Raw genomic sequence first — 16,082 nt, 5'->3', positions numbered from 1 at the left:
GTCAAATCGCCTCTAGTTCGCTCAAAAAGTCACGAAGATCATCAAAGTCTTCCGCGCTGCCGGCGCGGAAGGTGGCGGCGGCCTGCACGTAGGCACGCAACGTTTCGGTCTGGAACACTTCCACCAGCGGCACTTCCAGGCCCAGTTCGGCCTGGACCCGCGAGGTGATCTGGATCGCCAACAGGGAATGGCCGCCCACCTCGAAGAAGTTGTCGTTCAGGCCCACTTGCGGCAGGCGCAGGACATCGGCCCAGATCGCGGCGATCTGTTGTTCCAGCTCGGTTTCGGGAGCCACATAGGCCTGTTGCAACAGGCTCGCATCCGGCTCGGGCAGGCCCTTGCGGTCGAGCTTGCCGTTGGGGGTCAGCGGCATTTGCGCCAGGAACATGAAATGCGTCGGCACCATGTAGTCCGGCAGGCGGGTTTTCAGGGCGCGGCGCAGGGTATCGCGCAACTCGGCTTCTTTGATCTGGCTGCCGTCTGCGGGCACTACGTAAGCCACCAACTGCTTGCCGGTCGGGCCTTCCTGGGCGACCACAACGGTTTCGCCGACGTTATCCTGTTCGCGCAGACGCGCTTCGATTTCACCCAGCTCGATACGGAAACCACGAATTTTCACCTGATGGTCGACACGCCCCAGGTAATCCACCACGCCATCCGGGCGGCCACGGGTCAGGTCGCCGCTGCGGTAGGCACGGCTGCCAGGTTTGCCGAACGGGTCCGGCACGAAGCGTTCGGCAGTCAGTGCCGGACGTTCCAGATAACCCCGCGCCACGCCCTCGCCGCCCAGGTACAGCTCGCCTGCTACGCCGATGGGTTGCAGGTTGAGTTGTGAATCCAGCACGTAGCCGCTGCGATTGCCCAACAGCGTGCCGATGGGGGCGTAGACGGCGCCGCACGGGTCGCCCTTGCGCGCTTTCCACAGCAATGGGGTGACCACGGTTTCGGTCGGGCCATAGCCGTTGAACAGGTAAGTCGGCTTGAGTGCGCGCCAGGCCAGGTCGTAGCTGGCTTGGGCCACGGCATCACCACCGAAGCAGTACACGCGCACCTTCGGCGGGTTGCCGTCACGCTCGGCATGCTCAGCCAACTGTTGCAGGTACACCGGCGGGAACACCGCCATGGTCACGTTGTGGCGATGCATTTGCTGGTAGGTGTATTCCGGCAGCCACAGGCTGTCATCGCGGATCAACACACTGGCGCCGTTGATCAGCGGGTGCATCCAGCCTTCGTGGGAACCGTCGAAGGCGAAGGACATGAAGTGCAGTTCGCAATCGGCGGGCGAAGTTTCATAACGCTCGCCGGTGGCGATGATATGGGCCACCAGCGGACCGTGGGATACCGCCACGCCCTTGGGCAGACCCGTGGAACCGGAGGTGTAGATCACGTAGGCGAGGTTGTCGCCGTCCAGTTTCACATCAGGCGCCGTGTCGCTGTAACCGGACCATTCCTCGGTGCGATCAATCGCCAGGCTGTCCAGACCCTCGGGAATTGGCAGTTGCTGCAAGGCACTGCTGTGGGTCAGCAGCAATTTCGCACGGCTGTCCTGCATCATGTACAGCAGGCGATCACGCGGGTATTCGATGTCCAGCGGTACGTAGACGCCACCGGCTTTCATCACAGCGAGGAACGCCACCATGATTTCGGCACTGCGCGGCATGGCAATCGCCACACGCACTTCCGGGCCGACGCCACGGGCGATCAGTGCATGGGCCAGGCGGTTGGCCTGGCGGTCCAGTTCGCCGTAGCTCAGGGTTTGCGCGTCGAATTTAACGGCGACTGCATCCGGGTTTTCCCGAGCGCGGTCGGCCACCAATTGGTGCACCAGGCGCTCGGCCGAGAAGCCCGCGTCGGTCTGGTTCCACAGCCGCAGGATGTGTTGTTGCTCATCCTGGCCCAGCAGGTTGAGTTGGCTGATGGGTTGCTGTTGATCGGCAACCATCGCCTGCAACAGGTTCTGCCAATGGCCGGCCATGCGTTCGATGGTCGCCGGGGCGAACAAGTCGGTGGCATAACTCAGGGACGCACGCAGCGTCGCCTGGCTTTCCTCCACATCCAGCGCCAGGTCGAACTGCGCCACACCTTCATCCCAGCTCAGCACCTCGACATCCAGATCGGCGAGCCGCTGCAAATGATTGGCGGCCGAGGTCACGCGATGGTTGAACAGCACCTGGAACAGCGGGCTCAGGCTCATGCTGCGCTCGGGTTGCAAGGCTTCGACCAGTTGCTCGAACGGCAGGTCCTGATGGGCCTGTGCTTCCAGGGAACGCTGGCGCACTTGCTGCAACAGTTGCGTCACACTCATCTGCCCATGGATATCAGCCTTGAGCACCTGGGTGTTGACGAAGAAGCCGATCAGCCCTTCGGTTTCCAGGCGATTGCGGTTGGCAATCGGCACGCCGACGCGCACGTCTTCCTGGCCGCTGTAGCGGTGCAGCAGCGCCTGGAAGGACGCCAGCAGTGCCATCGGCAAGGTGACCCCGACGCTCTGCGCCAACTGACGCAGACCGCTCAACAGCTGAGGTTGCAACTCGATGCCCAGGCGCGCGCCACGCTGGCTTTGTACCGCCGGGCGCAAGTAGTCGAAAGGCAGCTCCAGCACCGGTTGTACGCCACCCAGTTGAGCCTGCCAGTACGCCAGTTGACGGACCTTCTCACCGGCTTCCATCCAGTTGCGCTGCCACAGGGCGTAATCGGCGTACTGGATCGGCAAGGCTGGCAAGTCGGGCATCCGCCCCTGGCTGAAGGTGGCGTACAACTGCACCAGTTCCTCGACCATCAATTGCATCGACCAGCCATCGGAGACGATGTGGTGCTGCACCAGCACCAGTACGTGCTCCTCAACAGCCAAGCGCAGCAACTGGGCCCGCAGCAGCGGCCCGCGCAGCAGGTCGAATGGCTGCGCAACCACTTCTGCGACCTGCGCCTTGAGGCCATCTTCCTCGGTGTCAAGCAGGCTGATCTCGATCAGGCCCGAGTCTTCAATCACCTGCACCGCGCCGCCAGCGTCCTGGCGCACATGGGTGCGCAGGCTTTCATGGCGTGCCAGCAAGGTGTCGAAACTGCATTGCAGAGCAGGCAGGTCGAGCAGCCCTTTCAAACGTAATGCGCTGGGGATGTGATACGCCGTGCTTTGCGGGTCCAGTTGCCAGAGGAACCATTGCCGCTCCTGGGCATAGGACAACGGCAGCGGTTGATTGCGGTCAGCCTTGAGCAACGCGGGTGCAACCACGCCCTCCTCGCCCAGCGCCTGAACGAAACCCTCCAACCGCGGGTGTTCGAACAGGGTCTTGAGCGCCACTTCCCGCGCCAGCACCTGGCGAACCCGCGAGACAACACGGGTGGCCAGCAGCGAATGCCCGCCGAGCTCGAAAAAGTGATCGTCAAGGCCGACCTGCGGCAGCTCCAGCACCTCGGCCCAGATCGCCGCGACCTGCTGTTCACGCAGTGTCACTGGCGCTACATGGCCGTTGCTCAACTGTGCCACGTCCACCGCAGGCAAAGCCTTGCGGTCGAGCTTGCCGTTGGGGGTCAGGGGCAGGCTGTCGAGGAACACCAGGTGCGCGGGCACCATGTAGTCCGGCAGGCGCTCGCGCAGGGCCGCCTTGTAGGCTTCTACCGTGTCGGGTACCGCGCTGACCAGGTAAGCGATCAAGCGGTCGTTATCGGCCAGGACCACGGCCTCGCGCACGCCGGCATGCTCGCGCAGGCAGGCTTCGATTTCACCGAGTTCGATGCGGAAGCCACGCACCTTGACCTGATGGTCGACGCGTCCGATGTACTCCACCACGCCATCGGCACGGTAGCGGGCCAGGTCGCCGGTGCGGTACAGGCGCTCTCCCGGCGCACCATACGGGTTGGGCACAAAGCGCTCGGCCGTCAGCGCGGGGCGCTCGTGGTAACCACGGGCCAGGCCGACACCGCCGATCAGCAGTTCACCGGCAGCGCCCATCGGGCTCGGTGTCAACCCGGCATTGAGGATAAACAACGTGGTGTTGGCGATAGGCCGCCCGACAAATGGTTGTGCGTCGTGCAGACGATGGGCCGCCGACCAGATGGTGGTCTCGGTGGGACCATAAAGGTTCCACAGCGGGCCTTGCAGGTCGAGCATGCGCTGCGCCAGGTCGGCCGGCAGTGCTTCGCCGCCGCACAGGCTCTTGATACCGTGCAGCAGCTGGGAGCGTGGGCTTTCCAGCAGCATGCGCCAGGTCGACGGCGTCGCTTGCAGCACGTTGGCCGATTGGCTGTGGACCAGGTCGATGATCGCTTCCGGGTCGAGGGCCAGTTCCTGGCCGCTCAGCAATACGGTGGCGCCGACGGTCAACGGGACGTACAGCTCCAGGGCGAAGATGTCGAACGAGAAGGTGGTCAGCGACAACACCCGAGCGTCAGCACCGATGTCCAGGGTGTCGGCCATGCCGCAGGTAAAACTGCACAGCGCCTGGTGCCGCACCATCACGCCCTTGGGTTTGCCGGTGGAACCGGAGGTATAGATCACATAGGCCAGGTGTTCCGGCGTGACGTCGACCTGTGGGTTGTGCTCGGCAGCCTGCGCGTCGTCAACCATCACCACCTGCAATCCATGCGGGTGCGCCATGCGCCCGATCAGGTGTGGCTGGGTCAGCAGGACCTGTGCGCGGCTGTCGTCGAGCATGAACGCCAGGCGATCCGCCGGGAATTGCGGGTCCAATGGCACATAAGCGCCACCGGCCTTGAGCGTCGCCAGCAGGCCGACCACCATGTCCAGGGAACGCTCGACATGCACCGCCACCAATACGTCCGGCCCCACACCCGCCGCGATCAGACGATGGGCCAGGCGGTTGGCGCGACGGTTGAGTTCGCCGTAGCTCAGGGCTTGGCCATTGAATTGCACCGCCAGGGCTTGCGGCTGTGCCACGGCCTGGGCTTCGAACAATTGGTGCACGCAGCGTTCGCGGGGGTAGTCGACAGCGCTGTCGTTCCACGTTTCGACCATCTGCTGCCATTGCGGGGCGCTGAGCATCGTCAGTTCATCCACAGCCTGGGACGCGTCCTGCACCACCGCGTGCAACAGGTTTTGCCAATGCTCGGCCAGGCGATCCAGGGTAGCGGCGTCGAACAGGTCGGTGGCGTAGGTCAGAGAGGCCCATAGGCCTGCAGCGGACTCCTCAGTCTCAAGATTCAAGTCGAACTGGGTGCTGTGCCCTGCCCAATCCACCGCTTGCAGGTCCAGGCCAGGCAACTGCAGCGGGGTGGCGCGCAGGCGGTCCTGGTGATTGAACATCACCTGGAACAGCGGGTTATGGCTGAGGCTGCGCTCCGGTTGCAGGGCTTGCACCAGTTGCTCGAACGGCAGGTCCTGATGGGCCTGGGCTTCGAGGGCACGCTGCTTGACCTGGACGAGCAATTGGTCGAACGCCATCTGCCCGTGCACATCGGCCTGCAGCACCTGGGTATTGACGAAGAAGCCGAGCAGGCGCTCGGTTTCGAGGCGATTGCGGTTGGCAATGGGCACGCCGACCCGGATCTGGGATTGACCACTGTAGCGATGCAGCAGGGTCTGGAACGACGTCAGCAGCAGCACGAACAAGGTTACGTCCTGACGCTGGGCCAGGGCCTTGAGCCCGGCGACCAACGCGTTGTCCAGGTGCACCTGGCGGCGTGCACCGCGATGGCTTTGCACGGCCGGGCGTGGGTGGTCCAGGGGTAGTTCCAGCACGGCATGCTCGCTGCCCAGGCGCAGGCGCCAGTAGTCGAGTTGGCGTTGTTGCTCACCGGCTGCCATCCAGTCACGTTGCCACTGGGCATAGTCGGCGTACTGGATGAGCTGCGCCGGCAGTTCGGCCCGGCCCTGATACAGCGCCACCAGCTCATCGACCATCACCTGCATCGACCAACCGTCGGAGATGATGTGGTGCTGGGTGATCACCAGTACGTGGTGCTCGGCCTCGATCTGAAGCAATTTGACGCGCATCAGCGGGCCATTGACCAAGTCGAACGGGCGTTGGACCTCTTGCGCCACGGCAGGCTCGATCGCCCAGGCCTCGACCTGTTGGTGTTCGATCGGCAGCGCAAGGTGCGGGTGGATCCGTTGCCAGGTGTGCTCGCCCTCTTCCACAAAGGTGGTGCGCAACGGTTCATGGCGTTGCACCAGGGCGTGGAACGCCTGTTCCAGCGCCGCGACGTCCAATCGGCCACGCAGGTGCAGCGCGCTCGGCACATGGTAGGCGGCGCTGGACGGATCCAGTTGCCAGAGGAACCATTGGCGCTCCTGGGCGAACGACAGCGCCAGCGGCCGATCACGCGTCAGCGCCACCAGAGGCCGTGCAGTGCTGGCCTGCAACCCTGCGCAAACATCGGCGAACGCCTCCAGCGTCGGTTGTTCGAACAATGCCCGCAGCGGCACTTCCAATTGCAGTGCGTGGCGCACCCGCGAAATGACTTGGGTGGCCAGCAACGAATGACCGCCACGCTCGAAGAAGTGGTCATTGAGCCCCACCTGGTCCACTTGCAACACCGCTTGCCAGATGGCGGCCAAGCGCGTTTGCAGCGGGGTTTGCGGCGCCAGGTAGGCCTGGCGTGCGTGATTCAAGTCCGGTACCGGCAGTGCGCGACGGTCAAGCTTGCCATTGTTGTTCAACGGCAAGGCGTCGAGGACGACCCAGTGCCCCGGCACCATGTAGTCCGGCAGGGACTGGCGCAAGGTGGCCGCCAATGCCTGAGCGTCCACGGTCTGCCCGTTGGCGGCAACAACGTACGCCACCAACTGCGTGCCCGTCGCGCTGGATTGCGCGATGACCGCGGCTTCACGCAGCTGCGGCAAAGCTTGCAGGCTGGCTTCGATCTCACCCATTTCCACGCGGAACCCGCGGATCTTCACTTGATGATCGATGCGCCCGACATACTCCAACGTACCCGCCTGGTTATAGCGCGCCAGGTCGCCACTGCGGTAAAGCCGTGCGCCGGGCACAGCGGAAAACGGGTCCGGCAGGAAGCGCTCGGCGGTCAGCGCCGGGCGATCGAAGTAACGCTGGGCCAAACCTTGCTCGGCGCCGATGCACAACTCGCCCACGCCGTCGGTGGCGAGCAATTCGAAACCACTGTCCAGCACATACAAGGAGCGACCGTCGATGGCCCGGCCAATCGGCACGCCAAACGCATCACTGGCGTCCGCCAACTGGCAAGTGTGCACACTGGACACCACTGTCGCTTCAGTCGGCCCGTAGGTGTTGACCAGGCGCACGTCGCACAGGCCGGCGGCGTGCCACGCACGCAACCCTTCCACCGACATCGCCTCGCCGCCGACATGCACCTGACGCAGGTTGCCCAGGGTGCGCTGGTCGACGGCACATTCCTTGGCCAGCAAATACCAGTAGGCCGCCGGCAGGTCCGCCAGGGTCACACCCTGCTCGACGATGTGCCGCGCCAGTTGCCCGGCGTCCCACAATTCGTCGCCACGCATGATCAGCGCCGCGCCCACACACAGCGGCGGGTAGCATTGCTCGACAAAGCCGTCGAAGCTGAACGTGGCAAATTGCAACACCCGGTCTGCCGCGCTCAAGCCGCTGTAGACCTCGGCACTGTCGCAGAACTGGCCGAGGGCGGCATGGTCGATGGCTACACCCTTGGGCAGCCCGGTGGAGCCCGAGGTGTAGATCACATAGGCCAGGTCGGCAGCGGCGGCATGGTTGGTTGGATTGGTCGACGGGTAGCCTGCCAGTTCTTCTCCGGACGCGGTGAAACTCTCGCGCGCCAGCCCTTGGGGCAATGGCAGGTCGGCCAGCAGCCCGGTTTCGCTGAGCAGCAGGTCGAGCCGGCTGTCGGTCAGCATGTAGGCCAGGCGTTCGGCGGGGTAGTTCGGGTCCAGCGGCACATAGGCGGCGCCACTTTTGAGCACCGCCAGCAGGCTGACGATCAACTGCGGGCCACGTCGTGCCGCCAGGCCGACGCGCTGGCCTGGGCCAACGCCCAGTTCCAGCAGGCGATGGGCAAGCCGGTTGGCGCGAGCATTGAGCAGGGCGTAGCTCAGGCGTGCGTCGCCCGCCTGCACGGCCAGCGCGTCAGGCGTGGCGGCGGCCTGGACGGCGATGCGTTCATGCACGCGCAGTTGGCGCGGGACGGCACCGGTCGCCCGGCTATGGGCGAGAACGTCGCGGCGTGTAGCGGGGTCCATCAGGCGCAGGTTGCCCAGCGGTGCTTGCGCGTCTGCGAGCATCTGCACCAGCAGGTGGTGCAGGTTGCCGCCCAATCGAGCGACCTGTTGAGCGCTGAAACGGGCCTGGTCGTAGCCGAACTCCAGGCGCAGGCTGGCGCCCAATTCGATCCCCAGGGTCAGCGGGTAGTGGGTCTGCTCATGGTTATGCAGGCGGCCGAACGTCAGGCCGGCGGGTGCGCCTTGTTTCAAGGCTTCGGCCACCGGGAAGTTTTCGAACACCAGCAAGGTGTCAAACAGCGCAGCGCCCTGCTGCCCCGCCCAGCCCTGGATGTCGTAGAGCGGCACATGTTCGTGGTCGCGCAGGCTCAGGTTGAGGGCTTGCAGCTCGCTCAGCCAGCCGGCCACCGACAGCGCTGGCGAGGCCGCGCTGATGATGGGCAGCGTATTGATGAACAGGCCCAGTTGTTGCTCGATCCCCGGCAACGGTGCCGAGCGCCCCGCCACCGTGGCCCCAAAGGCCACGCAGTCCTGCCCGGTATAGCGTTGCAGCAGCACGCTCCATGCGCCTTGCAGCAGCGTGTTGAGGGTGACTTTCTGATGGCGGGCAAACTCGCCGAGGGCGCGGGTGAAGTCGCTGTCCAGCAGTACCTGATGGTCCGCCATGCCCTTGCCTTCGACCGGCACACGCAGCGCCTGCGCAAGCAGGGTTGGCGCTTGCAGCGGCGCCAGCGCAGCTTTCCAGAACGCCTCGCCCGAAGCCTGCTGTTGCAGCCAGCCCAGGTAATCGCGGAACTGCCCCTGCGGCAACGGCACGGTTTGCCCGGCGTAATGGGCGATCACTTCGCCGAGCAACTGGGCGTTACTCCAGCCGTCCATGAGGATGTGGTGGCTGGTGAAGATCAGGTGCCAGGCCTTACCGGCACCGCGCACCAGCATCAGGCGAAACAGCGGCGCGGCATTCAGCGCGAAACCTTTCTCGCGCTCGGTAGCGGCGAGCGCATCGCAATCGGCGTCGATGTCTTCGATCACGTGCAACTGCACATCGATTCGGCGCTGGATCACTTGATGCGCGCTGTCCAGGCCAAGCCAGTGGAAGCTGCTGCGCAGGATGTCATGCCGGTCCAGCGCTGCCTGCCAGGCACGGCCGAATGCCAGTAAATCCAGACCTTCGATGTCCAGGCGCAACTGGTTGATGTATGCCTCAGCCTCGGGCGCATACAGGGTATGGAACAACATACCCTGCTGCATCGGCGACAACGGGTAGAGATCGGCAATCGCCGGCCCGGCGATGGGCAAGGCATCCAGTTGCTGCTGGGTCAGGCGCGTCAGGGGGAAGTCCGAAGGCGTGACCTGCCCCGCCGGCGTGGCGCAGCAGTGTTCAATCAAGGCCTGGAGTTCAGCGGCATAGTCATCCGCCAGGCGTTGGACGGTCGCCACCTCGAACATCTCGCGACTGAACCCCCACCGCAGGGCCAGCTCACCGCCGTACACCTGGCCTTCCACCGTCAGCCAGTTGGCCAGCGGTGCTTCCGGGTCCTGGGCCTGACCGCTGCCCTGGGTCGCCGGAACGAACAGCGCCGCCTCGTTGAACTGGCGATCGAACTGACCCAGGTAGTTGAAGGTGATGCGTGGCGCTGCCTGTTTTGACAAGGCCTCGCGTGCGCCAGGCGTGCCGAGGTAGCGCAGCAGGCCATAGCCGATGCCTTTGTGCGGCACGGCACGCAGTTGCTCCTTCACCGACTTGATCGCCGCCGACAGCTCGCCTTCGGCTTGCAGGCGCACCGGGAACAGGCTGGTAAACCAACCCACGGTGCGGCTCAGGTCGAGCGTGTCGAACAGGTCTTCGCGACCATGGCCTTCCAGTTGGATCAGTGCGGCAGGTTGCTCGCTCCAGCGGCTGATGACCCGCGCCAACGCAGTCAGCAGCAGGTCGTTGACCTGGGTGCGGTAGGCCGCCGGGGCGTCTTGCAGCAGTTGGCGGGTGTGTCCGGCGCTGAGGCGGATTTCGAGGGTGCTGCCCAGGCGGTTTTGCAGGCCGCCCTGGGGGTTGTCGCACGGCAGGTCGGCGCTTGCGGTCTGTGCCTGCCAGTACGCCAGTTGCGCGTCCAGCGTCTGCGCGTGGGCCTGCAACTGCTGCGCCCACTGCTGGTAGGCGCTGGTCTTGGCCGGCAGCGCGGCGTTGCGATAGGCCTGCTGCAGGTCTTCGAGCAGGATGCGCCACGATACGCCGTCCACTGCCAGGTGATGCACCACCAGCAACAGGCGTTGGGTACCGTCGGCCATGATTGCCAGGACCGCCCGCAACAGCGGGCCCTGTTCGAGATCGAGGCTGCGTTGAGCCTCATCGCACAGTGCGGCCAACTCAGCCTCGCCGGCGACCTGGGACTGCCATAACGAAGCGGTCGCAACCGGCTCGGAATGAACCTGCCGCCAACCATCCGCCTGCCGCACAAAACGCAGGCGCAGGGCATCGTGGTGGTTGATCAAGCGGGTCAAGGCGGCCTCAAGGCGCACGGGCTCCAGCGCCTCACGCGGGGTCAGCAGCAATGACTGGTTCCAGTGCTGGCGCGCAGGAATCGCCTGCTCGAAAAAGCTGTGTTGCACTGGCGTGAGGAGCACCTCGCCGGTGACCGGCCCCTGGTCGATGAGGGTCGCCTGCTCGAAGGTCGCCACCAACGCCAGGCTGCGCACGCTCTGGTACTGGAACAGGTCCCGCGGGCTCAGGCGAATGCCCGCCTGGCGCGCACGGCTGACTACCTGGATGGAGATGATCGAATCACCGCCCAGCTCGAAAAAGTTGTCTTCCAGACCGACTTGCTCCACGCCGAGCACATCACTCCAGATCGCTGCCAGGGCTTTTTGCACCTCGCTTTCCGGGGCGACATACGCCTGCTGGGGCGCGGCGTCGGGCAACGGCAAGGCCTTGCGGTCGAGCTTGCCGTTGGCGGTCACTGGCAGCTTGGCCAGGCGCACCATATGGGTCGGCACCATGTATTCCGGCAGGCTGTCGAGCAGCCAGGCCTTGAGGTCGGCCGGCGCCTGGTCTTCCAGCACCAGGTAGGCCACCAGTTGCTTGCCGCCCTGCACCAGCACCACGGCTTCACGCACCGAGGGGTGCTGCATCAGGCGCGTCTCGATTTCGCCCAGCTCGATACGCAGGCCGCGCAGCTTGACCTGATGATCGAGGCGACCGAGGTATTCGATCACCCCATCGGCACGCTGGCGCACGCGGTCGCCGGTGCGATACAGGCGCGCACCGTCACCGAACGGGCTTGGCACAAAACGTTCGGCGGTCAGTGCCGGGCGCCGGTGGTAACTGCGCGCCAGGCCGGCGCCGCCCAGGTACAGCTCACCGCTGACGCCGGCAGGCACCGGGTTGAGCTGGGCATCGAGCACGTACGTAGCGAGGTTGGCGATGGGCCGGCCGATGGGCACGCTGTCGGCGCCTTCGTCGACGCAGGTCCAGTGCGTCACGTCGATGGCGGCTTCGGTCGGGCCGTAGAGGTTGAACAGACCCGCCTGTGGCAACTTGGCGAACACTTGCAACTGCGCATCCAGCGGCAAGGCTTCACCGCTGCACACGATGCGTCGCAGGCTGTTGCAGGCTTGCACGCCCGGTTCATGGATAAACGCCTGGAGCATCGACGGCACGAAGTGCAAGGTGGTGATGCGCTGTTGCCCGATGGTCTCGATCAGGCGCGCCGGTTCGCGGTGTTCACCGGGCGCGGCAACCACCAGGCGAGCGCCGGTCATCAGCGGCCAGAAGAACTCCCATACCGATACATCGAAACTGAATGGGGTTTTCTGCAGCACCGCATCGCTGGCGTCCAGACCATAGGCCTGTTGCATCCAGCACAGGCGGTTGACCAGCGCACGGTGGCTGTTGCCGGCGCCCTTGGGCTTGCCGGTGGAGCCTGAGGTGTAGATCACGTAGGCCAGGTTAAGCGCATGCAGGTCAACATTGGGTGACTGACTGCTGTAACCATCAAGCCAGTCGGCGGGCTGGTCCAGGGCTATCACCCGGATGCCCTCGGTCGGCAGCAAGGGCAACAGGGCGCGCTGGCTGAGCAGCAACTGAATGCCGCTGTCTTCGATCATGTAGGCCAGGCGTTCCCGGGGATATTCAGGATCCAGCGGGACATAGGCGCCGCCAGCCTTGAGAATCGCGAGCAGGCCGACCACCATCTCGATGGAGCGCTCGACGCAGATCCCCACCAGCGCGTCAGGGCCGACGCCCTGCGCGCGCAAGGCGTGGGCCAGTTGGTTGGCACGGGCATCGAGCTGGGCGTAGGTCAGCGTGGTCGCACCGAACACCAGTGCCGGCGCATCCGGCGTGGCCTGCGCCTGGTCTTCGATCAGGTGATGAATGCCGCGCTCGGTCGGGTACGCCTCAGTCGTCTGGTTCCACCCGTGGACCAGCACCTGCTGCTCATCCGTAGCCAACATCGGCAGCTCGCCGATGCGCTGTTCACCGTCGACCACCATGGCCTGCAACAGGCTGATCCAATGCCCGGCCATGCGCTCGATGGTTGGCGCGTCGAACAGGTCGTTGGCGTAGGTCAACGCGGCGTGCAGGGTGCCGGATTTTTCATAGGTGTCGAGGGTCAGGTCGAACTGAGTGGTGCGGCCTTGCCACTCCACCAATGCCAGTTCCAAGCCGGAGGCGGTGCTGACGCTGGTAATGTCGGCCACAACCGGCTGGTGGTTGTACATCACCTGGAACAGCGGCGTATGACTCAGGCTGCGCTCGACCTTGAGGGCTTCCACCAGGCGCTCGAACGGCAACTCCTGATGGGCCTGGGCGCCCAGGGCGTGTTCCTTGATGCTTTGCAGCAGCTCATTGATGCGGGTTTGCCCAGTCAGCTCGGTACGCAAGACCTGGGTGTTGACGAAGAAGCCTATCAGCCCTTCGACTTCAGTGCGGTTGCGGTTGGCGATCGGCACGCCGACGCGGATATCGCCCTGCCCGGTGTAGCGATGCAGCAACACGTTGAAAGCACCGAACAACAGCATGAACAGGGTGACGTTGTGTTTTTGCGCGCAACTACGCAGCTGTGTGGCCAGCGCAGGTTCAATCGCGAAATTGTGGCGCGTGCCCTGGTAACTCGGCATGGCCGGGCGCGGGCGGTCGGTGGGCAGCTCCAGCACCGGGTGCTCATCGCCCAGGCGCGCTTGCCAGTAATCCAGTTGGCGCGTCTGCTCCCCCGCTTCCAGCCAACGGCGCTGCCACAGGGCGTAGTCGCTGTACTGGATCGGCAAGGCCGGCAGATGCGGGGCTTCATTGCGCTCGTGGGCGTCGTAGCAGCGGATGAACTCGTCGATCAGCACGTTCATCGACCAGCCGTCGGAGACGATGTGGTGCAGGGTCAACAGCAGCACGTGTTCCTGCGCGTCGAGCTTGAGCAATTGCACGCGCAGCAGCGGACCGTTTTCCAGGTCGAACGGCAGCAGCGATTGACGGGTCGCGGCCTCGTTGACGGCCTGTTCGCGCGCGGCGGCGGCCAGGTGACTCAGGTCCAGGTGCTCGACGGTCAACGACGTGTCTGCCGGCACCTGCATCAGGCGCTCGTCCGCCTGGCGCTGGAACACTGTGCGCAGGGTTTCGTGGCGCGTGACCAGGCTGGCGAACGCCTGCTCCAGCGCGCCGAGGCTCAACGCCCCCTTGAGTCGCACCGCTCCCGGCAGGTTATAGGCGCCGCTGGCCGGGTCCAATTGCCAGAGAAACCACATGCGCTGCTGCGCGTAGGACAACGCCTGGCGATCCTGCGCCTCCACCCCTGCCGGAATCGGGAACCGGGAAAAATCCACGCCTTCTTTCTGCAGGGCCTGCAGGAACAATTGGCGTTTTTCCAGGGGCAACCCGATAAACCGGCGAGCAAGTTTCAAGGAGTCTTCAGCATTCATTTCTTGGAGTCCGGAGCAATAGGCAGGAAGCACAAAGGCACGTCGTCCCTATAAAACGAACCGGAGAGGGAAAAATTAGCGGGGGATGCGAGGCGCGGCGCACAGTGTCATCAAGGGTTACATCAATCTCGGGAAGACCACCCGAACAGCAGCTAGCATTGACGAACACCACTTTTTGCAACTACATTTAGTTACACGCAGGGAACGCCGTGTCCAAAAATGAAAAGCTGCTGACCAAATTGCTCAACGAGCAAATGACATTTACCTGGCCCGAGCTCGTCACGCTGCTGCGACGACTGGGCTACACGCAGATTGAAGGGGCTGGAAGCCGCGTCAAATTCGACATCGGCGACCCCAGTGCAATGATCACCTTGCACAAGCCTCACCCTGGCAACGAACTGAAACACTACATTCGGCGCCAGATCATCGAACAATTGAAATCAGGAGAGCTGATTCAGTGAACAACCAACTGAAACACAACGGCTACATCGGCTCCATCGAAGCCAGCCTCGAAGACAACTGCCTGTTCGGCAAGGTCTTGTTCATCAAGGCACTGGTGAGCTACGAAGGGAAAACCGTCGCCGAACTGGATACGGCTTTTCGTGAGGCGGTGGATGATTACCTCGCCACCTGCCAGACCCTGGGGCATGCACCAGAGAAACCTTGCAAGGGCTCCTTCAATGTCCGGGTCGGCCATGATCTGCACCTGGCGGCGGCGCTGGCGGCAACCCGTAAAAAGGTGACGCTCAATGACCTGACCCGCCAAGCGTTGAACGAGTTTCTGCAGCATCACGGCGCAGACGCTTGCCCTGCGATCAACTGATCATCCCAGCCGCCGATACCCCAACACCGCTGCCCCAAACACGACCGCCCCCGCCGCCAGCGCCACCCAGAACCCGCTGGTGGCGCCAAAGTGATCGATCATCCACCCGGAGCTGGCGGCGCCGATGGCCACGCCGATGCTGAGGCCGGTGATCAGCCAGGTCATGCCCTCGGTCAATCGGCTGGCGGGCACGACCTGTTCCACAAGGGCCATGGACACAATCAGGGTGGGGGCAAAGAACAGTCCGGAGACAAAGACCGCCACCGCCAGCCCTGCGATGTTGGTCACCAGCAGCAACGGCAAAGTGGTCAACGCCGTGGCGATGCCGCACAACAGGAACTGCCGGGGCAGCGGCGCCTTGAGCTTGAGGGTGCCGAACGCCAGCCCCGCCAGGCACGAACCGATGGCGTACACCGACAGCACGATACTGGCAGCCGCCGGCTGGCCCTGATGCTGGGCAAAGGCGACACTGACCACATCTACCACGCCGACGATCACGCCCATGGCCAGCAGCAGGATCATCAGGATCAACACCGAGGGCGACGCGATCAGCCAGCGACCGTGATGCCCGTGATGCGCGTGCACCGGTGGCTCGGTCTCGCGCTGCAGCACAAAGGTGGTGACGCCCACCGCCAGCAACAACGCAGCCACCAGCGGCCCTGCTTCCGGGAACAGCACCACGCACAAACCCACCGAGATCGGCGGGCCGATGATAAAGCACACCTCATCCAGCACCGACTCCAGCGCAAATGCGGTCTGCAACTTGGGCTGGCCCCGGTACAACTCGGTCCAGCGCGCGCGCACCATGGCCGACATGTTGGGCATGCAACCGGCCAGGGCGGCGAACAGGAACAGCGTCCAGTTCGGTGCCTGCAAGCGAGTGCACAGCAGCAACATCAACAACGCCCCACCCCCAACCAATGCGGCAATCGGTAACACCCGCCCTTGGCTATAGCGATCCACCAGCCTGGATACCTGCGGCGCGCAAAACGCCGTGGCCAAGGCAAACACCGCCGCCACCGAGCCCGCCAGGCCGTAACCGCCGTGCACCTGCGAGAGCATGGTGATCAAGCCGATCCCCGTCATCGAGACCGGCATGCGCGCCAGCATCCCCGCCAGTACAAAAGCCCGGGCGCCAGGAACCTGGAACAACTCGGCGTAAGGGTTTGCCATCCTGCGTGACCTCTTTGTGAAAGCCCCGGAACTTGCTATCTGCACTGT

4 protein-coding genes are annotated in these 16,082 nt (G+C 64.3%); 2 read left to right on the top strand and 2 right to left on the bottom strand.

The window, feature by feature from the left end:
* Window position 1: 1 nt before the first annotated feature.
* Window positions 2–14,038: a non-ribosomal peptide synthase/polyketide synthase gene (locus BLR69_RS03195; RefSeq protein ID WP_071495284.1), complete on the bottom strand. Its 14,037-nt coding sequence runs from the start codon at window positions 14,036–14,038 to the stop codon at window positions 2–4.
* 209 nt (window positions 14,039–14,247) lie between these two features.
* On the opposite strand from BLR69_RS03195, the gene BLR69_RS03190 reads away from it, so the two are divergent.
* Window positions 14,248–14,499: a type II toxin-antitoxin system HicA family toxin gene (locus BLR69_RS03190; RefSeq protein ID WP_058424734.1), complete on the top strand. Its 252-nt coding sequence runs from the start codon at window positions 14,248–14,250 to the stop codon at window positions 14,497–14,499.
* Window positions 14,496–14,861 (top strand): type II toxin-antitoxin system HicB family antitoxin, encoded by a 366-nt coding sequence (locus tag BLR69_RS03185; RefSeq protein WP_071495285.1) that lies wholly within the window; start codon window positions 14,496–14,498, stop codon window positions 14,859–14,861. The genes BLR69_RS03190 and BLR69_RS03185 overlap by 4 nt, the downstream gene beginning before the upstream one ends.
* On the opposite strand, the gene BLR69_RS03180 is transcribed toward BLR69_RS03185, so the two are convergent.
* Complete coding sequence (locus tag BLR69_RS03180; RefSeq protein ID WP_071495286.1) at window positions 14,862–16,034, bottom strand: MFS transporter; 1,173 nt, start codon at window positions 16,032–16,034, stop codon at window positions 14,862–14,864.
* Window positions 16,035–16,082: the final 48 nt, after the last annotated feature.

Source organism: Pseudomonas azotoformans (assembly GCF_900103345.1).
Classification (GTDB): Bacteria; Pseudomonadota; Gammaproteobacteria; order Pseudomonadales; family Pseudomonadaceae; genus Aquipseudomonas; species Aquipseudomonas azotoformans.
Note: the sequence above shows the minus strand (reverse complement) of the source record. Positions and strands in the feature narration are given on the sequence as shown.